The following is a 20,811-nucleotide window of genomic DNA, read 5'->3' on the forward strand; positions in this document are numbered from 1 at the left end:
CTTCGACACGAGTAGATGTTACCGTAGATGGTAACAGTTCGGTAGGAACTGCGTGTGGACTCCATGACTCCGACGTGGACGGAAGCGATCTACGTCCGGCCGACACGGCGATGCCCGGCCGGCCCGAGAGCGCGGATCGCCGACTATGGCGCTCCTGCCGGATACCCACCAAGACCCGCGGCTGGCGCGAGATGGAATGATCTGTCGCGGTCCGGCACGGAGCGCCAGGCGAGCAGCCCGACAGCAAGGAGCGTCCCAGAATGAGCGATGGACCGATCCTCGATCAGATCAACCTCGTCGTGTCCGACATGGAGGCGACGGTGGCGTTCTACCGTCGCCTCGGTCTCAGCATTCCCGACACGGACCCGATGTTCCAATCTCATCATCGGTCCGCGCAGTTCCCGGGAGGAGTTGGCTTCGACATTGACAGCGTCGAGTTCGCTCGCCACTGGGACAAGGGATGGCGATCCGGTGCTGGAGTGATCGGGTTCAGACTCTCGAGCCGCGACGAGGTAGACAGCACCTACGCCGATCTCACTTCGGCGGGATACACGGGACAGCAAGAGCACTACGACGCCTTTTGGGGTGCGCGCTACGCCATTGTCGAGGACCCCGATGGCAATCCTGTCGGCCTGATGAGCCCCGTCGATCCCAACCTCCGGAAGGAACCGGGCTTTCCCTGACGCAAACGGTGCCGATCGCCGACTCGGCGCTCGCCCCCGGCGGCCTCCGGGTCGAGCCAGGGCCAGCGCAGATTGCCCAGTTCTGCGGAGTCCTCCGCCGGCCGCCGTGGAGGCGTCGGGACATCGGCTGTCGCTGGCAGGAAGCAAGAGCTTCGGCCGCCCGCAGGGGGATCGGGGTGCGGGTGGGCGGACAGCGATCTGCTGGGTGGCGCTACTCGGGGATCTGCGTCGACAGGCAGAAGGGGTGGCCTGCGGGATCGATGAGCACGCGCCACCGGTCCGGCGCCGGCTGTTCAGCGGCTCGCGTCGCCCCAAGCCGGAGCGCCTCTGCCTCAGCCTCGTCGAGATCGTCCACGGCCAGATCTAGGTGCATCTGCTTCGGTGCGTCACCGCCAGGCCAGGTCGGCGGCTGATAGTCCTCGACCTGGACAGCGGCAAGCCATCCCCGGTCGGTCTTCACCGCCACGAAGGCGTCGCTCGTGAAGGCGACCTCGCCGCCGAGCAGCTTGGCCCAAAATTCCCCGAGGGTGCTCGGAGACGAACAGTCAAGCGCTACGGACCCGAGGCGGGCGACGGCCATATCGCGACCATAGCTCCTACCGGCCCCGTCGCTCCCGCTGGAGGATGGCTTTGGGGTGATGGGCACCACTTCGGCGGCTGTTGGTTCCTGTCGCTCCGTGGGCCGTTCGCCCTTGGGCATCGAGCCTGCCGAGGTCAGCGGCGAAAGCTACGGTGTCTGGGTGGAGCTGTCTGCGACGCTCACAGGTTGGCTGCTCGACTCCGATCCATCGCTGCGCTGGCAGGTGCTGCGTGATCTCACCGACGCGTCTGCAGCCGAGGTGGCTGCCGAGCGGGCCCGTGTCACCACCGAGGGGTGGGGCGCGCAGTTGCTAGCGGCCGCTGACGAAGACGGGCGCTGGGCTGGGGGCGCCTGCTTCCCAGGCGACTTCCGCGGCGACTTCTCCGATGGGCAGCCATGGACCTCGACGTATCCGACCTTGCTGCTCATGCGCGAACTCGGCATCGATCCCGCCTCCGAGGCCGTGCGCCGGTCGATCGCCTTGGTCCGCAAGAACTGCCGTTGGGAGCACGCCGGGCAGCCCTTCTTCGACGGCGAGGTTGAGCCGTGCATCAACGGCCGCACAGTCGCGCTCGGCGCCTTCTTCGGCGTGCCGGTCGAAGACCTCGTCGCCCGCTTACTGGGGGAGCAACTCGCCGACGGCGGCCGGAACTGCGAGGTAGAAAACGGCTCGTTGCGCTCGTCGTTCCACACCACGATGTGTGTCCTCGACGGCCTGCTCGCCTACGAGCAGGCCACGGGCGGCACGCCAGAGTCGACCGCTGCCCGCCGTCGTGGTGAGGAGTACCTGCTCGAACGACGGCTGTACCGGCGGCTGAGCACTGGCGAGGTGATTGACCCCGACTGGCTTCGGTTCTCTTTCCCGACGCAGTGGCACTACGACGTGCTGCGGGGCCTGGAGCACTTCCGTGCGGCTGACGGCGCGCCTGACCCGCGCCTCGCCGAAGCGATCGAACTGGTCCGAGGCAAGCAACAGGCCGATGGAACCTGGCTGTTGGAGAATCCCCACCGCGGAGCGGTGCACTTCGTCATGGAAGAAGGCGACGGTCAGCCCAGCCGGTGGAACACGTTACGCGCGCTGCGAGTCCTGGACTGGTACGAGGACCGATCTGCTCGGGTCCGCCCCCAGCCGTAATACTGGTCCCTCCCACAGCGCGTGACCACCCTGGTGCCGGGTAGGCCTGACGTTGGAGACGCAAGTATATTCGAACGGCGAGGCGCCGGTGACCCCACGCGGAACGTCGTACGGGAACGCCCCAGGTCAAGAGGTCTGCGCTGGTGGGAGTGTCCCGTATGACCCGCCCGGTGAAGATTCCCGCAAGGGGGTGCCAACCGGGACAGTCAGCGACGATGCAATGCCTCGCCGAGCAGGCCACCGGCTGCTTGCACGACGCAACAGATGGCGCTGCCACTGACGCACCTCAGGGCGACACAGAACGATCGCTCTCGGCTCGATGCCACACCACTTCCCGATACACGTGACGAGCGCCGAACGACGGGTCGGGGCGCAAGCGCCACGCCGACGGCTGTCACTCTGAGTGACGACTTGCCCGTCCATCGGCGTCCCTGTTGGCTGCCAATGGGCAGATCCTGTTGGCCGCCGGTCCGGGACCCCGGCCTTCCTCGCATTCGACTCCACCCGTCTCCGCCACACCCACCCCACGATCGGCCTGCCGGCGTGCCGGTAGGCCATCAGCGACCGCCTCGGGCACGAGGACCGGCCTTCACCATGAAGCAGTACGCCCCCATCATTCCGGGCGTGCAGGCAGAGGCGGCTGCCCTGGTCACGGCGCCGGCAGCAGGGCGCCGCCACGACGCCTAGCAGCCTCCTTCCGACCACAAGCCGGCCGCAGGCCGGCGCGTTAGCCAACGGGCCCCCGGCCCGTTGTGCAGTCCTGGGGAAGAGCCCAAGGCACGAGGCGACCTCCGGCCGCCTCGCTACCGCCCTCGACTCGCTTCGCTCGCTCGGTTGGTGCCTGGAGGAAGCTGCCCGGGCCTCTCAGCTCCTGCGTGCTGCCAGAGAGCGCGGCGACATCCAGCCCGGAGCGTTTGACGGAGGTTTGACCCGTCCGGGAACCGAACCACGGAAGCAAGAAAGCCCTGGCCGAGCAACACTCTGACCGCGGCTTCTGTAGTGGCGGGGGCTGGATTTGAACCAGCGACCGTCGGGTCCTGGGCCCGACGCTCAGAGGACCGGCGGCCTCCAACCGGCCCGGGCCGCGGCGGCCACCGCTTCGAGCTGGCTGCTCACGCCGAGCTTCACGAAGATCGACCGGATCTGGCTGCGGATGGTAGCGACCGACACGAAGGACGCCGCGGCGATCCGCTCGGCGGTCATGCCCTCCACCAGCGACCCGAGCACCGCAGACTCCCGCGGGCTCAACGCGTCGAACGGCGCCTGCCGGGCGGCGCCCTCCTGCCGGACCCGGCGCGCCAGGTCGACCAGCCGGTAGCGCTCGTGCCCCTGTAGGACCGCCTCGCCCCTGGCGAGGGCCATGGCGTTGTCGAACAGCACGTCGAAGGAGACATCCTTTCTCAACCATCCCTCGGCTCCCCGTTCGATGCACTCGCCGATCATCGCCTCGTCGGTGCTGGCAGAGACGATCAGCACGCGGGCTTCTGCTGCGACGAACGTTTCGACCAGGTCGAGCCCCCGCCCGATGGCGCCCAGGTCGAGGTCGAGGAGCACGACGTCGGGCAACGCGGCGAGCACCGACCCGACCAAGGTGGCCATGTCCACGAGCGGCGGGGCCACGACCGTGCAACCCTCCATCTCGAGCGCGGCCGCCAGCGCCTGGCTGAGGAGCTGGTGGTCCTCCACGATCGCCACGACCGTCGGGCGCGTCACGCTCCGGGTCGCAGGGACCGCCCGCATCCGATTGTCCTCCTCGCCGATTGCTGCCATCCGCCCATGCCTCGGAACTTGCGCACCCTGACCTCCGGACCGGGGACAAGCTAGCCGCTTCAGGGCGACGGCCTCTTCGCCGTCCGCACGCTGTGGGAGCTTTGAGCGGGAAGGCCGATATTCGCCGCAGTCGCCGCTGTGCCCGACTTCTGCCCGGCAGGCCCGGTCGGAGAATCGTCGATCTTGGCGATGCCGGGAACCCCTGGACCGGTGAGGATCCCTGGATGGGATCGCAGCGGGCGCCGGGCGACGGCGCGCCGCTGATCCTCATGGACGTGCGCCCGCCGCTCCTCGCTGACGCGCTGCGCCTGGCGCTCGGCCGGATCGGGTTTCGCAGCACCGGGCCGTCGACCCCTTCGGTGGCCGCGCCAGCAGCGGCCATCGTGACCCAGGACGCCGACCGACCGCTGCAGCCGGCGGTCGGGGCTCTAACGGTGGTGCTGCCCGACGGGCAGGGGCACGGCGGCCGTCTCGTATGGGCGGCCGCCCCCGAAGAACCGCTCGCTGCCGGCGACGACAACGTGAGGTTGATCCTCGCCGCCATCGCGTCCGCGGTCCCGGCGGGAGACAAGCGCGTTTAGCGCAGCGGGACCGCGGCGGTGTCCCGGGTGGGACCGTCGCGGGCGGGAGGGTCCGGGGTCCCCGCCATGCCCGGTTGGGCCGTCACCGCAGGTGCGGAGGTCGCCAAGGGGGTAGGGATCTCCAGCACGAAGCAGGTGCCGCGCCCATCGCCGTCGAGGAGGCGCAGGCTGCCGCCCATCCCGGCCATGAGCGTCGACCCCGCAAACAGGCCGATGCCCTGCCCGGGCCGGCTCTGCGTGCCACTTCCCCTGACGCCCCGGGCGAAGACCGACCGTCGTTCCTCGGGGGCGATGCCAGGGCCGTCGTCGGCGACGACCAGCTCGGCCCGCCCGGCTCGCTGGCGTCCGGTCAGGTGGGCGGCGCTGCCGGGCGCGTGGATCCGCACGTTGACCAGGAGGTTTTGCACCACCTGTGCGACCGCCTCGGGATCACCGAGCGCCCACACCTCGGCGATGTCGGCGTCGACGCTGAGGCCCTGAGCCCGTTCCGCCTCGATCACCGGACCGACCACGTCCATGAGGAGGAACACGACCTCCTGGGCGGGTCGGGACGGCTGGATCAGCACCTGCAGACGGCGCAGCTCGGCGGTGAGCGCATCGGCCAGGGTATTGCGAGTCGCGTCGTCGAGGCGGGTCGCGTACCGGCGCAGGGTGCTGTCGGCGGCCCGGAGCGCGCCAACCGCGTTGCGCATGTCGTGGAGGCGGTCCTCGAGCGCCGACCGCTCCTCGACCAGCTGGTCGCTCAGCCGGGCGAGGTCCCCCCGCAGCCGGAGAGCCCGGTACTTGTTGTCCCCCACGCTGCTTTGAAGCTCGGCGAACGCCGCGCCCAGCGCGACGGCCAGCGCCGCCGCCGCAGCCGACGATCCGGCTACGGCCTCCCACCCGTCTGCCGGCCCGGCGGCGCGCAGCAGCGCGGCGACGCCCAGCACAGCCAGCACCGGCGCCGGCCAGGTCGGCAGGTGGTGGTGGCGGCGACCGGCGACAGCCAGGCAAATGGCGAGGGTCAGCCAACCGATGCCAGTCGCCAGCTGGGACGCCGCAACGGTAGGACCATCGGACACGTTGCCGACCAGGGCCCCCTGTGCCGAGTCGGCTGCGACCAGCGCGCCTGCTCCGAGCGCGGTGACGAGACCGGCGACGCGGACCGGGGCCATCCGGCTGTCGACCTCTGCGGAGCGCAGCCCGCGGATCAAAAGGGCGGCGACGACCAACACGACGATCGTGGCGCCGCCCATGACCGTCGTGCGAGGCCAGCTGGTGAGCACCGGCAGACCCCGCTCGAGCAAGGTCAGGCCGCCCAGACTCACCAGGGCCGCGCCGAACAGTCCGGTGAAGGCCGATCCGTTGAGCCGCCAGGTGATCAGCACCACCGTGCCGGCGAGCACCGCCAACCGGCCGCCGAGGCTGTCCGCCAGGGAAGCGGTGGCGGCATCGGTGGCGCCCCGGGCGACGGTCACCGCTACCCCGACGGCGACGATGAGAGTCGGTACCGCCGCGCCTTTGGCGATCGTCCCGGCACCGAGATTCCGTCCGGCGGAGAGCGTCGAGCGGCGGTCCGGGCCGACGTAGGGACGACCCCCGCCCGCCACCGGCCGCCCACGCCGCAGTGCCATGAGCCGAACCTTACGGTGGGCGTATACGGGCGTCCACCCCCGGTTACCTGCTTCGCCCGGTTGCCGTTCTCCGCCGCCCACCGCCAACCGCTCCACGTGGGCTGGCGGCTGCAACGCGCGGTGGCGGCGCCGCGCCCGAAGCGGGCCTGGTCAGTCCCCCGGGTCGGAGGCAGCCGATGGGTCCGACGCCCCGGCGGCCGCCGGGGCGGGCCGGGCCGTCCCCTCGATCGCCTCCAGGAGGTGCATGGAGATGTCCGCCACCTTGACGTCCTCGGCCTTGTTGGCCTTGGTCCCGTCGTCGAGCATGATGTAGCAGAACGGGCAGGCGGTGGCGATTCGCTCGGCGCCGGTGGCGATCAGCTCTTGGGACCGCTCGATGTTGATCTTCTTGGCCGACTCCTCCATCCACATGCGGGCGCCGCCGGCGCCGCAGCACATCGACTTCGTGCCGCTGCGGGGGGCCTCGAGGATCTGGATGCCGCCGAGGGCCCCGAGGACCTTGCGCGGGGCGCCGTAGATGTCGTTGTGGCGGCCCAGGTAGCAGCTGTCGTGGTACACGACCCGCTCCGGAAGCGACGCCCCACCGAGGTCGAGCTGCCCGGATGCGATGAGCTGCTCGAGCAGCATCGAGTGGTGGATGACCTCGTAGTTACCGCCCAGCTGGGGGTACTCGTTGGAGAGGGTGTTGAAGCAGTGCGGGCACTGCACCACGATCTTCTTGACCTCCATGGCCGAGAACATCTCCACGTTTTGCATGGCGAGCATCTGGAACAGGTACTCGTTGCCCGAGCGGCGGGCCGGGTCGCCGGTGCAGCGCTCCGAGGGGCCCAAGATGGCGAAGTCGACGCCGGCTCGCAGCAGCAGCTTGGCCACCGCCTGCGACACCTTCTTGTTCTTGTCGTCGAAGCTGCCGGCGCAACCGACCCAGTAGAGGTACTCGTGGTCGAGCGGTGAGGACGGGTCGGCGATGGCGACCTCCTCGGGGATGCCCTCCGCCCACTGGCCCCGGTCGCCGTTGGAGAGCCCCCAAGGGTTCTCCTGGTTTTCCATCGAGCGGTACATGTTGCCGAGCGACGCCGGGAAGTTGGACTCCATCAGCGACAGGTAGCGGCGCATGTCGAGGATCTTGTCCAGGATCTCGATGTTGACCGGGCAGATCTCGTCGCACGCCTTGCACGACGTGCAGGACCACACCTCCTCGGCGCTGATCCGCTCGAACACGGAGTCGGCGCTGATCGTCAGGTCCGGGTCCTGGCCGATGGTGGGGGAGATCGGATCGAACAGGGCGGCACCGTCGGGACCGACCACGCCGCCGGCGGGATGGGTGGCGGCCATCACGTTGCCGATCTTGGTGACGATCTCGCGAGGGTCGAGCGGCTTGCCGGTGGCGTGAGCCGGGCAGACGCTGGTGCAGCGCCCACAGATCGTGCAGCTGTCGGTGTCGAGGAGCTGCTTCCACGTGAAGTCCTCGATGGCGTTGGCGCCGAAGGACTCGAGCTCGGTCTCGGTCAGGTTGGGGAGGGCCTTCATGGCGCCCTTCGGCCGTTCCCGGTCCCGCAGGTACATGTTGACCGGCGAGGTGATCATATGGCGCAGCTTGGTGGAGGGCAGGACGATCAAGAACACGAAGAACGCCCCGACGTGCACGCCCCACAGCACCTCGTGGATGGTGTTGAGGGTGCCGCCGCCGATGCCGCTGAACACCGACGACAGGCCGTAGCCGATGTAGCCCCAGCGCTCGAAGTGCGGCTGGCCCTCCTGGGCGATGCGAACGGCCTGGACGACCAGCCCGGTGACGCCGATCACCAAGAACGTGCCGAGGATGACCGCGTCCTCGGGCCGGGTCTTGATCCGCAGCCGGTAGGGGCGCTGTATGTAGCGGCGCACGATGGCCCATCCGATGCCGATGACGAACAGCACTCCGGCGGTGTCACCGACGAACTTGAACCCTTCGTACACGCCCCCGTGGAGGAACTTGGCCCCCGAGGGCATGAGGTGGTCGATCTCGAGGACGGTGGTGATGGCGAAGAGGACGAGGAAAGGGAAGTAGATGAGCGAGTGCATGACGCCCGCCGCCGGGTCTCGCAGCAGCGTCTGCATCGTCAGCCCCCGCCGGAGGTCGGCGATGCGCCTCGACCGGTTGGCTGCGGTGGTGGTCCGCCGGTCCGGCTGGCCCCGCTCCCAGTTCTCCACTCGCTGGGAGAACAGGTAGCCGACCGCCAGGACCAGCGCCACGGTCACCGCGTAGAAGATCGCCCGGTAGGCGTGGGGGATTCCCGAGAACACCTGCCTCGTCTGGTGGCTGCGGTCGTCGGGCAGGACCAGGGCCCCGAGGATGCCCGAGGCCGCGACGACGGCCGCGATCAAGACCGCGAGGACCAGCACGAGCTGTGACGGCTTGAGCCGCCAGCGTGAGGTGGGACGAGTCGCCATAGCGCTGCAAAGTTACCGGCTCGTTGCGTTGCGGGCCTATTCCACGCTGCGGGCCCCGGCAGGCCCCCCGGTCAGGGGACGGGCGTCAGTGGCTGCTGGCGTGGCGGTCCAGCGCCGCCAGGCGCTCGGCCATCGTCACCAAGAGCTTGTAGGCCATGGCCGGGACGGTGTCGAGGACCGCATGGAACTGGCGCTGGCCGATGACCAGCAGCTCGGTGTCGGTGGCGGCCACCACGGTGGCGTTGCGGGGGGCGTGGGTCAAAAGCGCCAGCTCCCCGAAGGACTCGCCAGGCCCGAGGGTCGCCACCTCGTGCCCGTCGCGGCGCACCGAGGCCGTCCCGTTTAGGATCAGGTAGAAGTCGTGCCCCGGAGTGCCCTCGACGACCACGTCGTTGTCGGCCGGGACCGCCACGATGTCGGCGGCTGCGGCCACCGCCTGCAGCTCCTTGTGGGACAAGCCCCGGAAAAGGCTGACTTTGGCGAGCTGCTCGACCTTACCGTCACGGGCCATGCCGGGACTGTAGCCGGACGCCGGCGCAGCGTTCATCCGTCGGTAACACCGGAGCAACGTGGGGCATTTAGCGTCCGGCTCGTGGACGTCGTCCTTTTGCGTTGGCCGGCCGAAGCCGGGCGGCGCGAGGAGCTGGCGGCGGCGGGAGCCCCGCGGCTGCTCTTGGTCGAGGGTTCGGCGACGCCGCCGGCGTCATCGGACTGCCTGGAGGACTGGATCCGGGTGCCCGTGGCCGAGAGCGACGTGGCCCTCCGCGTGTCCAACCTGGTCGGCCGGACAGCTGATCACGGTGCCGGGCGGCCGTCCCTCGACGGCGACGGGGTCCTCCGCCGCGGCAACGCCTGGGTGCCGCTGCCTCCGGTCGAGAGCCGTCTCACCACCGCCCTCCTGGAACGGTACGGGGCGGTGGTGTCACGGGATGCGCTCAGCCGGGCGGGATGGCCCGACGGCGCCCCGGGGCGCAACGCCCTCGACGTGCACGTGTTGCGACTGCGCCGGCGGATCGGGCCCCTCGGGCTGGCGATCCGCACGGTTCGGTCTCGCGGCTACCTACTAGAGCTCAGCTCGCCGGCGGGTGACTTGTCCGAACCTGTCGCAAACCTTGCCTGAGTTCACGCGCCCGAAACGACTCGTGCGTTCGGCAGAAACACTGGCTCTTTAAGGTTCCGCCGTCCTCACCGGACGATCCTGTGCCGCTTTACATCCGACTACCAGGAGGGGCTGTTGCTCACCACAATGCTGCACGTCGCACAGTCGTGCGCCTTCAATCCAGACACCGCGTCGACCGTCAAGGGGTGCGCCCCGACGGTCAACCAGGGTGACAACGCCTGGATCCTGGCGAGCAGCGCTCTAGTGCTGTTCATGACCCCAGGCCTCGCGTTCTTCTACGCCGGCATGGTCCGGCGCAAGAACGTCCTCGGCATGATCATGCAGAACTGGGTCGTGATGGGCCTGGTCGGCGTGGTCTGGGTCCTCGTGACCTACAGCCTGGCGTTCGGTCCTGACTGGGGTGGCCACGGTTTCGTGGGCACGCTCCATTTCGCTGGTCTCATGCACATCGACCAGCAGGCGGTTCCGGGCGAGTCCCTGACTATCTCACCGATCGTCTTTGTGGTCTTCCAGATGATGTTCGCGGTCATCACGCCGGCGCTCATCACCGGTACCACCGCCGACCGCATGAAGTTCGGCGCCTACTGCGTGTTCATCGTGCTGTGGTCGATCTTCGTGTACGCGCCGATCGCCCACTGGGTGTTCTCGCCGGGCGGCTGGTTGTTCCAGCGGACCGCCGAGGACTTCGCCGGCGGGACCGTGGTGCACATCAACGCCGCGATGGGCGGCCTGGGCGTGCTCCTCGTGATCAAGAACCGCAAGGGCTGGCCGGGCACGCCGATGAAGCCGCACAACCTGCCCTTCACGGTCCTCGGTGCGGGCATCTTGTGGTTCGGCTGGTTCGGGTTCAACGCCGGCTCGGCGCTGGCCGCCAACAACCTGTCGGCTCACGCCTTCGTCAACACCAACACCGCGACGGCGGCCGCGCTCCTCGGCTGGATCATCGTCGAGAAGCTGAAGAACGGTAAGAGCACAACGCTCGGTGGTGCCTCCGGCGCCGTCGCCGGCCTGGTCGCGATCACCCCGTCTTGCGGGTTCGTCAACCTGCTCGGGGCGTTGGTGATCGGGTTCCTGGCCGGTGGCATCTGCTGCCTGGCGTGCGGCTTGAAGTTCAAGTTCAACCGGGACGACGCCCTCGACGTGCTCGGGGTCCACTTCGTCGGTGGTGTGCTCGGCGCGGTCCTGATCGGCTTCTTCGGCACCAACTCGTTCAACAGCGTCGCCCGTGACGGCCTGTTCTACGGTGGTGGCGCAGGCCTCCTCGGGGAGCAGTGCCTGGGCGTCGTGTGCGTCGCCGGCTTCTCGCTGGCGGTCAGCTACATCCTCGCCCAGATCGTCGACAAGACGATGGGCCTGCGCATGAGCGAGGAAGACGAGGAGATCGGCATGGACCTGAGCCAGCACGACGAGGAGGGCTACGATTTCGATTCGGTCCTGAGCGGGGTGCGAAGCACCCTCACCGGGGGCCAGCCCATCTCGCCATTCGCCAAGCCCACTGCTGGCGCCACTCCCGGGGAGGCATAGATGAGACTCGTCACTGCCATCATCAAGCCGTTCAAGCTCGACGACGTCAAAGCCGCCCTGCAAGAGCACGGCATCACCGGCCTCACCGTCAGTGAGGTGCAGGGCTTCGGGCGCCAGAAGGGCCACACGGAGGTGTACCGGGGCGCCGAGTACACCATCGAGTTCACCCCCAAGATCCGGGTGGAGGTGGTCGTCGACGACGACGACGCCGCTGGGATCGTGGACGTCATCGCCAAGGTCGCCCGCACCGACAAGATCGGCGACGGGAAGATCTGGACCACCTACGTCGACGACGTGGTCCGGATCCGCACCGGAGAGCGGGGCGTCGAGGCGCTCTAACCTCCCACCAGCCTCTCGTCTTGCAGTCCCGCCCTCCCGGGCGGGGCTGCGGCGCGCGTACGGTCCGTGGGTGATGCCGCCTTCCCTGTCGAGCGAACCGGCCGGCCGGGCCGCGGACCTGCTGCGGAGACGCTCGGGCGGGGCGGCCGACCTCGTGTGGCAGGCGCCCGGGCGGGCCAACCTGATCGGGGAGCACACCGACTACAACGGGGGGTGGGCGCTTCCCTTCGCCATCGACCGGGTCACCGCGGTCGCGGTCCGCCGGCGAGACGGCCCCGGGCTGCGGGCATGGTCGGCGCAGGAGCCGGAGATGCTCGTTTGGTCCGGTCCAGCGCCGCTCGGCGCTGCCGGCCCGACAACAGCCAACCCGGGCGTGCCGCCGTGGGGTCGCTACGTTCTCGGGGCGGTCGCCGCCCTGGCCGGGTCGGGGGTGGAGGTGCCGGCCGCGGACGTGGCCATCGACTCCGACGTCCCCGTCGGCGCCGGCGTCTCGTCCAGCGCCGCTGTGCTCATCGCCACCATCGCGGCGCTGGCGGCCCTCGCCGGCGCCGAGCCCGGCGCTGCCTCGCTGGCGGCGATGGCTCACCGAGCCGAGACCATCCACGCCGGGGTCCCGGTCGGGTGGCTCGACCACTTGGGCATCGCCCACGCAACGCCCGGCCACGCCGCGCTGATCGACTTCTCGACTGGTGCGTGGGAGCCGGTGCCGCTGCAGAGGGGCCCGCTGCTGGTGGTCGACAGCCACGTCCGCCACGACAACGCGGCCGGCGGTTACCGCCGCCGGCGGGAGGAGTGCGCGCAAGCGGCCCGCCTGCTCGGCACCGCCGATCTGCGCGCCGCGACCCGGGAGGCTGTCGAGTCGGGCCTCGAGGGGAGCCTGCGCCGGCGGGCCCGCCACGTCGTCACCGAAAACGGGCGGGTCCTGACCGCGGCCGGGCGGCTGCGGGCCGGCAAGCCGTTGGGCGACCTGCTGTGGGCGTCGCACGCGTCGCTCAGAGACGAGTTCGAGGCGTCGTGCCCGGAGCTGGACCTGATCGTCGACACCTCCCGCTCCCTCGGCGCGGACGGGGCACGGATGATGGGCGGCGGTTTCGGCGGGTCGGCCCTGGTGCTCGGCCTTCCCGCCGCGGCGCTGGCCGGCGCGCTCGCGTCGGCGTTCGAGCGGCGGGGCCAACGCCCCCCGGCGGTGTGGGAGGTGGCGGCGGCCGGCGGGCCGGCCCCGGCGTGAAACGGCCGGGTGACGTCCGCGAGACGCCGGCGTTGCAACTCGAGAGCCACTTCGCCACCGCAGCAGGTGGAGAAATGGATGCCGGCGCGCTAGCCCCTCGCGCTGCCGCCTCGAGGTCCGGTCCGCCACGGCGGGGCGTGCAGAAGTTGACGTCGAACGCCGGCCCCCGTCCCGCCGGTCCCGCCGGCGCGCGCCGGTGGCGCCGGCGCTACAGGTGCTCGGGCACGACTGGCTGCAGCGCGGCGGTGATGTCCTCGCTCAGCGCGTCGGCGGCTCCGGCGTCGAGCTTCTCGCCGGCGGCGGTGGTGACGTAGAACGCGTCGACCACCTCGGCGCCGAGGGTGCTGACCAAAGCGGCGTCGATCAGCATTCCGGCGTCGGCGATCGCCTGGGTGATGTGGAACAGCACGTGGCCGGCGTCGGGAGCGCGCACCTCGAACACCGTCGCCGCGGTGGCCGCGTCGTGGTGCGTCGACACCGTGACGCTGGGCCGGTGGGCGGCGGTCGGACGGCGCCGGCCGGCGTAGGTCCGCTCCCGCTCGGCGAGGCGCTCGGCGAGCGGGAGGCGGCCGTCGAGGGCCGCTCGCAGCTGGTCGCACACCTTGCTCCAGTTGGGCAGCACGTCGAAGGTCGGGACCACGTCGAAGGACAACACGGCCATCCGGCTGCCGGGCTCGGTGCGCGTCGAGGCCGACCGCACGGTCACCCCGTTTAGGGCCAGCGTCCCGGCGACCGCGGACAGCAGCCCGGCCCGGTCCGGGGCGGCGACGGTGACCCGTCCGCCCTCCGCGCTCAGTCCCAGCTCGCCGGCGTCGACCAGCTTTTGCTCTTCGGGGCTGAGCGGCACCTGGTTGGGGGTGTGGGGCTGTCCGGCCAGGTGGGCCGCGGCCCGGGCGGTCAAGGTGGCGACCAGCCCAGCCTTCCACTGCCCCCAAGCGCTGGGCCCGGTGGCCAGGCTGTCGGCCTCGGTCAACGCGGCCAGCAGCTCCAAGGTGGTGGTGTCACCGGCGGCGTCGGCGACCATCTCGATGGTGCGCGGGTCGTCGAGGTCGCGTCGGGTGGCGGCGTCGGGCAGCAGCAGGTGATGGCGGACCATGCTGGTGAGCACGGCGGTGTCGGCGACGTCGAAACCCATGCGGGGAGCCAGCTCCTGGAGCAGCGCGATGCCGACGTCGGTGTGATCGCCGCCGCGGCCCTTGCCGATGTCGTGGAGCAGCGCGCCGGCGAGGAGGAGGTCGGGCCGGCTGACCTGGCGGGTCAGGGCCGACGCGTTGGCCGCGGTCTCCAACAGGTGCCGGTCGACGGTGAAGCGGTGGTAGGCGTTGCGCTGGGGGCGGCTGCGGACCGCCTCCCATTCAGGCAGCAGGCGCAGCCACACGCCGATCTGGTCGAGCGACTCGATGGCGGTGACGCCGGGACGGCCGGCGCCGAGGACCCGCAGGAGCGCCCGGAGTAACTCGGGCGGCCACGCCCCTTCGGGGGCGACCGCTTCCGACGCCAGACGGTCGAGGGCGCTGCGGGCCATCGGCCGATCCAGCTCCGCGGACGCCGCGGCCAGCCGCAGGGCCAGGGACGGGTCGCCGGCGGGGTCGGCGTCGACCGAGAGGGCCACCTCGCCGTCGCGCAGGACTACACCCGGCTCGACCGGGCGGTCCCGGGCGTGCTCGCGGCCGCGTGGTCCGTGCAGCCACGAGGCCACCCGCCGCCAGCCGTCGTCGCTGGCCCAGGCGATGGTCCGCCCGGCCGCGGCTACGTCGAGCATGAGCTTGTCGGCGTCGCGGTAGCCGAGGGCGCCAGCCACAACGTCTTGGTCTTGGAGCAGCAGCCGGTTGGCCGACTTGCCCGTGGCTCGCTGCAGCTCGACGCGCACCGCGGCCAGGAGGTCGGCGGCCGACACCAGGCCGGGAGCGGATATCACGCCGGCCAGGACCGGGCTGACCCGGGCCACCGCGTGGAGGAGGCGGATGTCGCGGGACCCGCCCCGGGCTTCTTTGATGTCCGGCTCGAGGAGGAACGCCAGGTCACCGTAGGACTCGTGGCGCTCCCGGACCGACGCGTCGACCAGCGGCAGCCACTTGGGGGCCCTGGTCCGCCACAGCTCGTCGGCCCGGCTGATCGCCTCGCCGGCCAGGCGGGCGTCGCCCGCCACCATGCGGGCCTGCAACCAGCCGAGGGCCACCTTGAGGTCGTCGCCCATCGCCCCCCGCAGCTCCTTGAGGTTGCGGACGCTGTGGTCGAGGTGCACCCCCTCGTCCCAGATCGGGTACCACATGGCCTCCGCCACCTTGGTCGGCGGGTGCCGTTGTTCGTGGACCAGCACCAGGTCCAGGTCGCTCCCGGGAGCCAGCTCACCCCCGCCGTAGCCGCCGACCGCGAGCAGCGCCAGGCCGCTTTCTCCGCCCGTAGCCGCCGCGAACACCTCCCGCAGCCACTCGTCGCAGCGCTCGGCGTAGGTCCGGCACCACGCCGTGCCGGTCAGCCCGGGCTCGGCGAGGAGGGCCTCCCGTCGAGCTCGGAGCCGGGGGGTGGTCACGCTCCGGGAGCCTAATGGTGGGGGATGGGGGTGGTCCCGGCCTGGCGGGCCGGCCGGCGGGATCGAAACGCGCCATTCACGCGGAGGGCATCCGGCGGCAATGCGTGACCTTTAGCGTGGGTACTGCGATCAACGCAGCGGCGCGTGGGTCGTCGAGGGCTGCGAGTGCGGGGTCCGCTTCGGCGGGCCCCGCTCTCGTCTTCGGCCCCGGCCCTCGCCGCTCAGGCCCGGCGTTCGCCCTGGCGGCGCACCGCTTCTGCCGCGGCGGCGATGGCCGCGGGGTCGCCCAGCTCCCGCTTGGACTCCACGGTCAGCTCCGCCGACAGGCTGTAGACGATCGGCACCCCGGTGGGGACCTCCAGCCCGGTGATCTCCGCGGTGGAGATCCCCTCCAGGTGCTTGATCATCGCCCGCAGGCTGTTGCCGTGGGCCACTACCAGCACCACCTTGCCGGCGATGAGTTCGGGGGCGATGGCGTCCTCCCAGTAGGGGAGCCACCGCACGATCACGTCGGCCAGGCACTCCGTGGCCGGCACGACCGCCGCCGGCAGGCCGGCGTAGCGCGGGTCGTCGTGGACCGACCACTCCGACGAGCGGTCCATCGGCGGCGGCGGGGTGTCGAAGCTGCGCCTCCAGGCCATGAACTGCTCGTCGCCGTACTGGTCTCTGGTCTGGGCCTTGTCCAACCCGGTGAGCGCCCCGTAGTGACGCTCGTTGAGGCGCCAGTGCCGCACGACGGGGATCCACCCCCGGCCCGCGACGTCGAGGGCCAGGTTGGCGGTGCGGATGGCCCGGGTGAGCACCGATGTGTGCACCACGTCGGGTAGGACCCCGGCCGACGCCAGGAGACCGCCGGCCTCGGCGGCCTCCTCCTCACCCCTCGGGGAGAGGTCGACGTCCCACCAACCGGTGAAGCGGTTCTCCAAGTTCCAGGCGCTCTGACCGTGGCGAAGCAGCACGAGGGTGGGCACGCCGCGATCCTAGGCACCACCGCGCAACGCCTATTTCCCACATTTCCTGAGTGGATGACACTCAACTTGGGTACAGTGGTGCGCAGCACCGTTCTACGACCCTCACTTAGGAGGCCTTCCATGCCCAAGGCCGTCGGCATCGACCTCGGCACCACCAACTCGGTCGTCAGCGTTTTGGAAGCTGGCGAACCGGTTGTCATCCCCAACGCCGAAGGCGCTCGCACGACGCCTTCGGTCGTCGGTTTCTCCAAGTCCGACGAGGTCCTCGTCGGCGAGGTGGCCAAGCGCCAGGCCATCACCAACCCCGACCGGACCATCCGCTCGGTCAAGCGCCACATGGGAGACAACTCCTGGTCGGTCGACATCGACGGGAAGAAGTACAACCCCCAGGAGATCTCGGCCCGCATCCTGCAGAAGCTGAAGCGGGACGCCGAGGCGTACCTGGGCGACACCGTCACCCAGGCGGTTATCACCGTCCCCGCCTACTTCGACGACGCCCAGCGCACCGCGACCAAAGAAGCCGGGCAGATCGCCGGCCTCGAGGTCCTGCGGATCATCAACGAGCCGACCGCGGCCGCCCTGGCCTACGGGCTGGACAAAGAGGCCGAGCAGACCATCTTGGTGTTCGACCTCGGCGGCGGGACCTTCGACGTGTCGGTGCTGGAGATCTCCGAAGGCATCTTCCAGGTCAAGTCCACCTCCGGCAACACCCACCTCGGCGGCGACGACTGGGATCAGCGGGTCATGGACTGGCTGGTGAAGACCTTCAAAGACACCGAAGGCGTCGACCTGTCCAACGACAAGATGGCCCTCCAGCGCCTGAAGGAGGCGGCGGAGAAGGCCAAGATCGAGCTTTCCGCGGTGCAGGAGACCACCGTCAACCTGCCGTTCATCACCGCCACCAGCGAGGGCCCCAAGCACCTGGACCTCAAGCTGACCCGCTCCAAGTTCCAGGAGCTGACCGCCGACTTGGTGGAGGCGTGCCGCGGCCCCTTCGAGCAGGCCATCAGCGACGCCGGCATGACCAAAGACAAGATCGACCACGTGGTCATGGTCGGCGGCTCCACCCGCATGCCGGCGATCACCGACCTGGTGCAGTCGATGACCGGGAGCGAGCCCCACAAGGGCGTCAACCCCGACGAGGTCGTGGCCATCGGCGCGGCCGTGCAGGCCGGGGTCTTGAAGGGCGAGGTCAAAGACGTCCTGCTCCTCGACGTCACCCCCCTGTCGCTCGGCATCGAGACCAAGGGCGGCGTCATGACCAAGCTGATCGAGCGCAACACCACCATCCCGACCAAGCGCTCCGAGGTGTTCACCACCGCCGAGGACAGCCAGCCTTCCGTGGAGATCCACGTGCTGCAGGGCGAGCGGGAGATGGCGATGTACAACAAGACGCTCGGGAAGTTCCAGCTCGTCGACCTGCCGCCGGCGCCCAGGGGTATCCCGCAGATCGAGGTCACCTTCGACATCGACGCCAATGGCATCGTGCACGTGTCCGCCAAGGACCGGGCCACGGGCAAGGAGCAGTCGATGACCATCACCGGGCAGTCCTCGCTCAACAAGGACGACATCGACCGGATGGTCCGCGACGCGGAGGCTCACGCGGCCGACGACAAGCGGCGCAAGGAGGAAGCGGAGGTCCGCAACCAGGCCGACAGCCTCGTTTACCAGACCGAGAAGATGCTCAAGGAGCAGGCCGACTCGTTCTCCGGGGAGCAGAAGGGCACGGTCGAGGCCGACCTGGCCAGCCTCAAGGAGGCCCTGTCGGGCAGTGACATCGAGGCGATCAAGACCGTCACCGAGAAGCTGGCCGCCGGGGTCCAAGAGCTCGGCAAGCAGCTCTACGAGCAGGCCGGCGCCGCGGCCGGCGCGGCCGGTGGAGACGGCGCAGCCGGCGGGGCGTCCGCCGGCGCCGCCAATGACGACGAGGTCGTCGACGCCGAGATCGTCGACGAGGAGAAGCACGACTGATGCCCTCGACGGACCCCACCGACCCAACGGGGGGCGCCCCGCCGACCGGCGGCCCTGACGCCGACGTGACCGACCAGGCGGCGGCCGACCAGGCCGCCGCGGCCGGGACGCCTCCCGGCCCTGGCGCCACCCCCGCCGGCGGATCCTCCGGTGCCAGCCCCGATGCCGGCCGCGCCCGCGAGCCGGGCGCTGGGTCCTCCGACCCGGTGACCGGTGGCGACCCCGCCGCGGCCCAAGCGGCGGCCGATGCCGCCGCGGCCGGGGCCACGCCCCTCGACGAAGCGGCCGTCGACGCCGATGCCGCCGCGGCCGAGGTGGAGGAGGACCTCGACGAGTTGGCGTCGGTGTCTCGCCAGCGCGACGACTACCTAGACGCCCTCCGTCACCTCCAGGCCGACTTCGAGAACTACAAGAAGCGGGTGGTCAAGCAGCAGGCCGACATCGGCGAGCGGGCCGCCCAGGCCCTCGTCGAGGCGCTGCTGCCGGCCCTCGACAACGCCGACCTGGCGCTGGCCCACGGCGCCGGGGAGGGCGTCAAGCAGATCTGGGACGGTTTCAGCGAGGCGCTGGCCAAAGCCGGCCTGGAGCGCATCGACAAGGCCGGCGAGCCCTTCGACCCCAACCACCACGACGCGGTCGCCCACGAACCGGGCGACGGCGCGCAGGAGGTGGCCGAGGTCATGCGGGCCGGCTACCGCTGGAAGGGCCGGGTCATCCGGCCCGCCATGGTCAAAGTGCGGGGGTGAGCGGCTATGGCACCCCAGCGTGAGTGGTTCGAGAAGGACTACTACAAGGTCCTCGGGGTGTCAGACACCGCGACGGACAAAGAGATCGCCAAGGCGTACCGGAAGCTGGCCAAGCAGTACCACCCCGACGCCAACCCGGGGTCGGAGGACCGGTTCAAGGAGATCTCCGCGGCCTACGAGGTCCTCGGCAACGCCGCCACCCGCAAGGAGTACGACGAGGTCCGCCGCATGGGCCCCGCGGCCAACCCCTTCGCCGGCGCCGGCGCGCCCGGAGGCTTCGGGGGCGCCAACTTCAAAGTCGACGACCTCTCCGACCTGATCGGCAACATCTTCAACCGCGGCGCTAGCCGAGCCGGCCGGCCCCGCGCCGGCGGCCCGACCGGACCCCAGCGCGGCGCCGACCTCGAGACCGGGCTGCACCTGTCGTTCCTCGACGCGGTCAACGGCGTGACCACCACGGTCAACGTCACCAGCGACGTGGCCTGCCACACCTGCCACGGCACCGGCGCCGCGCCGGGCACCTCGCCGGTGGTGTGCTCGGTGTGCGGCGGGCGGGGCCTGGTCAACGAGAACCAGGGGATGTTCTCCTTCTCCCAGCCGTGCCAGGCCTGCGGCGGCACCGGGATGCGCATCGAGACGCCGTGTCCCACCTGTCACGGCGCGGGCGTCGAGCACCGGGCCCGCCAGGTGAAGGTCCGCATCCCCGCCGGGGTCACCGACGGGCAGCGGATCCGGGTGAAGGGCCGGGGCGGCGCGGGCCGAGCCGGAGGGCCCGCCGGCGACCTCTACGTGGTGGTCAAGACCGGCGCCCATCCGCTGTTCACCCGGCGGGGGGCCAGGGACCTCCACCTGACCGCCCCGATCAGCTTCGCCGAGGCTGCGCTCGGCGCCGCCATCACCGTCCCGACCCTGGAGAGCACCGTCTCGCTGCGGGTACCCCCGGGCACCAAGTCCGGCAAGACCTTCCGGGTCAAGGGTCGCGGCGTGCCCTCCTCGGCGGGCGTCGGCGATCTGCTGGTCGCGGTCGAGGTGGCGGTGCCCGGCTCGCTCGACGCCGAGCAGACCGCCGCGGTCGAGGCCCTCGGCAAGCTCATGCCCGGCGACGACCTGCGGGCCAAGGCCTTCGGTGCGCTCAGCCCGTCGGGGTCGCCCCCGTCGGGGCCGGGAGGAGCTGAGCGCTGATGGACCCCGACGTTCGCCGCCACCGGGCGGTCTACGTGATCTCCGTCGCGGCTGAGCTGGCCGGCGTCCATCCCCAGACCCTGCGGATCTACGAGCGCAAGGGCCTGCTGGACCCGGCCCGGACCGTAGGCGGCAGCCGGCGCTACAGCGACTTGGACATCGCCACGCTGCGGCGAATCCAAGAGCTGACCAACGGCGGCCTAAACCTGGAGGGCGTCCGGCGGGTGATGGAGCTGGAGGGCGAGGTGGCCAGACTGCGCGCCGAGCTTGACGAGGCCCGCCGCGAGGCCCGCGAGGCCGTCGAGCGAACCCACCGCCAGTACCGCCGGGACCTGGTCCCGGTCCGCAACACCCCCGACCGCTGGCTACCCCGGCGTTAGGCCCTAGCGCCCCGAGGACCAT

The 20,811-nt window shown here is 70.6% G+C and carries 18 protein-coding genes and 1 tRNA gene; 11 read left to right on the forward strand and 8 right to left on the reverse strand.

Annotation, left to right across the window (positions count from 1 at the left end):
- Positions 1 to 260 precede the first annotated feature (260 nt).
- Positions 261 to 683 (forward strand): VOC family protein, encoded by a 423-nt coding sequence (locus K6U06_RS01050; protein WP_262320028.1) that lies wholly within the window; start codon positions 261 to 263, stop codon positions 681 to 683.
- A 211-nt stretch (positions 684 to 894) separates the two neighbouring features.
- Here the strand turns inward: K6U06_RS01050 and K6U06_RS01055 are convergent, their stop codons facing one another.
- Positions 895 to 1,263: a VOC family protein gene (locus tag K6U06_RS01055; protein WP_262320029.1), complete on the reverse strand. Its 369-nt coding sequence runs from the start codon at positions 1,261 to 1,263 to the stop codon at positions 895 to 897.
- Between the two features lie 55 nt (positions 1,264 to 1,318).
- On the opposite strand from K6U06_RS01055, the gene K6U06_RS01060 reads away from it, so the two are divergent.
- On the forward strand, positions 1,319 to 2,398 hold the full coding sequence (locus K6U06_RS01060; RefSeq protein ID WP_262320030.1) for a hypothetical protein: 1,080 nt from the start codon (positions 1,319 to 1,321) through the stop codon (positions 2,396 to 2,398).
- Positions 2,399 to 3,398: 1,000 nt separating this feature from the next.
- Here K6U06_RS01060 and K6U06_RS01065 read toward each other — a convergent pair.
- Positions 3,399 to 3,465: transfer RNA gene (locus K6U06_RS01065), tRNA-Leu, on the reverse strand.
- Positions 3,449 to 4,168 (reverse strand): response regulator transcription factor, encoded by a 720-nt coding sequence (locus K6U06_RS01070; RefSeq protein ID WP_262320031.1) that lies wholly within the window; start codon positions 4,166 to 4,168, stop codon positions 3,449 to 3,451. Before K6U06_RS01070 ends, K6U06_RS01065 begins: the two co-directional genes overlap by 17 nt.
- A gap of 224 nt (positions 4,169 to 4,392) precedes the next feature.
- Here K6U06_RS01070 and K6U06_RS01075 point away from each other — a divergent pair, with 224 nt between their 5' ends.
- A complete protein-coding gene (locus K6U06_RS01075; protein ID WP_262320032.1) occupies positions 4,393 to 4,749 on the forward strand; it encodes a hypothetical protein in 357 nt (118 codons plus the stop codon).
- Here K6U06_RS01075 and K6U06_RS01080 read toward each other — a convergent pair.
- The 3 genes from K6U06_RS01080 to K6U06_RS01090 all read right to left on the reverse strand — a co-directional run bounded on the left by K6U06_RS01080 (position 4,746) and on the right by K6U06_RS01090 (position 9,306).
- Positions 4,746 to 6,362 carry a sensor histidine kinase gene (locus tag K6U06_RS01080; RefSeq protein WP_262320033.1) on the reverse strand — a complete coding sequence of 539 codons (1,617 nt, stop codon included), beginning with the start codon at positions 6,360 to 6,362 and terminating at the stop codon, positions 4,746 to 4,748. The genes K6U06_RS01075 and K6U06_RS01080 overlap by 4 nt on opposite strands.
- A gap of 150 nt (positions 6,363 to 6,512) precedes the next feature.
- Positions 6,513 to 8,795 (reverse strand): heterodisulfide reductase-related iron-sulfur binding cluster, encoded by a 2,283-nt coding sequence (locus K6U06_RS01085; protein WP_262320034.1) that lies wholly within the window; start codon positions 8,793 to 8,795, stop codon positions 6,513 to 6,515.
- An 85-nt stretch (positions 8,796 to 8,880) separates the two neighbouring features.
- Positions 8,881 to 9,306 carry a cyclic nucleotide-binding domain-containing protein gene (locus K6U06_RS01090; RefSeq protein WP_262320035.1) on the reverse strand — a complete coding sequence of 142 codons (426 nt, stop codon included), beginning with the start codon at positions 9,304 to 9,306 and terminating at the stop codon, positions 8,881 to 8,883.
- An 81-nt stretch (positions 9,307 to 9,387) separates the two neighbouring features.
- On the opposite strand from K6U06_RS01090, the gene K6U06_RS01095 reads away from it, so the two are divergent.
- The 4 genes from K6U06_RS01095 (at position 9,388) to K6U06_RS01110 (ending at position 13,006) form a co-directional block, all read left to right on the forward strand.
- Positions 9,388 to 9,915 (forward strand): helix-turn-helix domain-containing protein, encoded by a 528-nt coding sequence (locus tag K6U06_RS01095; RefSeq protein ID WP_262320036.1) that lies wholly within the window; start codon positions 9,388 to 9,390, stop codon positions 9,913 to 9,915.
- A gap of 114 nt (positions 9,916 to 10,029) precedes the next feature.
- On the forward strand, positions 10,030 to 11,439 hold the full coding sequence (locus K6U06_RS01100) for an ammonium transporter (protein ID WP_262320037.1): 1,410 nt from the start codon (positions 10,030 to 10,032) through the stop codon (positions 11,437 to 11,439).
- The gene (locus K6U06_RS01105; protein WP_262320038.1) at positions 11,440 to 11,778 is read left to right on the forward strand and encodes a P-II family nitrogen regulator; all 339 of its coding nucleotides are present in this window, start codon (positions 11,440 to 11,442) and stop codon (positions 11,776 to 11,778) included. It abuts the gene before it with no gap.
- Between the two features lie 73 nt (positions 11,779 to 11,851).
- Positions 11,852 to 13,006: a galactokinase gene (locus K6U06_RS01110; RefSeq protein ID WP_262320488.1), complete on the forward strand. Its 1,155-nt coding sequence runs from the start codon at positions 11,852 to 11,854 to the stop codon at positions 13,004 to 13,006.
- A 208-nt stretch (positions 13,007 to 13,214) separates the two neighbouring features.
- Here the strand turns inward: K6U06_RS01110 and K6U06_RS01115 are convergent, their stop codons facing one another.
- Together K6U06_RS01115 and K6U06_RS01120 are read right to left on the reverse strand one after the other, a co-directional pair.
- A complete protein-coding gene (locus K6U06_RS01115) occupies positions 13,215 to 15,539 on the reverse strand; it encodes a [protein-PII] uridylyltransferase (protein WP_262320039.1) in 2,325 nt (774 codons plus the stop codon).
- 221 nt (positions 15,540 to 15,760) lie between these two features.
- Positions 15,761 to 16,510: a phosphoglyceromutase gene (locus tag K6U06_RS01120; RefSeq protein ID WP_262320040.1), complete on the reverse strand. Its 750-nt coding sequence runs from the start codon at positions 16,508 to 16,510 to the stop codon at positions 15,761 to 15,763.
- Positions 16,511 to 16,630: 120 nt separating this feature from the next.
- Here K6U06_RS01120 and dnaK point away from each other — a divergent pair, with 120 nt between their 5' ends.
- The 4 genes from dnaK to K6U06_RS01140 are packed head-to-tail and all read left to right on the forward strand — an operon-like array spanning position 16,631 to position 20,789.
- Positions 16,631 to 18,481: a molecular chaperone DnaK gene (dnaK, locus tag K6U06_RS01125; RefSeq protein ID WP_262320041.1), complete on the forward strand. Its 1,851-nt coding sequence runs from the start codon at positions 16,631 to 16,633 to the stop codon at positions 18,479 to 18,481.
- Complete coding sequence (locus K6U06_RS01130) at positions 18,481 to 19,227, forward strand: nucleotide exchange factor GrpE (protein WP_262320042.1); 747 nt, start codon at positions 18,481 to 18,483, stop codon at positions 19,225 to 19,227. The genes dnaK and K6U06_RS01130 overlap by 1 nt, the downstream gene beginning before the upstream one ends.
- Positions 19,228 to 19,233: 6 nt before the next feature.
- A complete protein-coding gene (gene dnaJ / locus K6U06_RS01135) occupies positions 19,234 to 20,409 on the forward strand; it encodes a molecular chaperone DnaJ (RefSeq protein WP_262320043.1) in 1,176 nt (391 codons plus the stop codon).
- Positions 20,409 to 20,789 carry a heat shock protein transcriptional repressor HspR gene (locus tag K6U06_RS01140; RefSeq protein WP_262320044.1) on the forward strand — a complete coding sequence of 127 codons (381 nt, stop codon included), beginning with the start codon at positions 20,409 to 20,411 and terminating at the stop codon, positions 20,787 to 20,789. Before dnaJ ends, K6U06_RS01140 begins: the two co-directional genes overlap by 1 nt.
- The last annotated feature ends 22 nt before the right edge of the window (positions 20,790 to 20,811 follow it).

Origin of the sequence: Acidiferrimicrobium sp. IK (genome assembly GCF_025499425.1) — a bacterium.
Classification (GTDB): domain Bacteria; phylum Actinomycetota; class Acidimicrobiia; order Acidimicrobiales; family Palsa-688; genus Acidiferrimicrobium.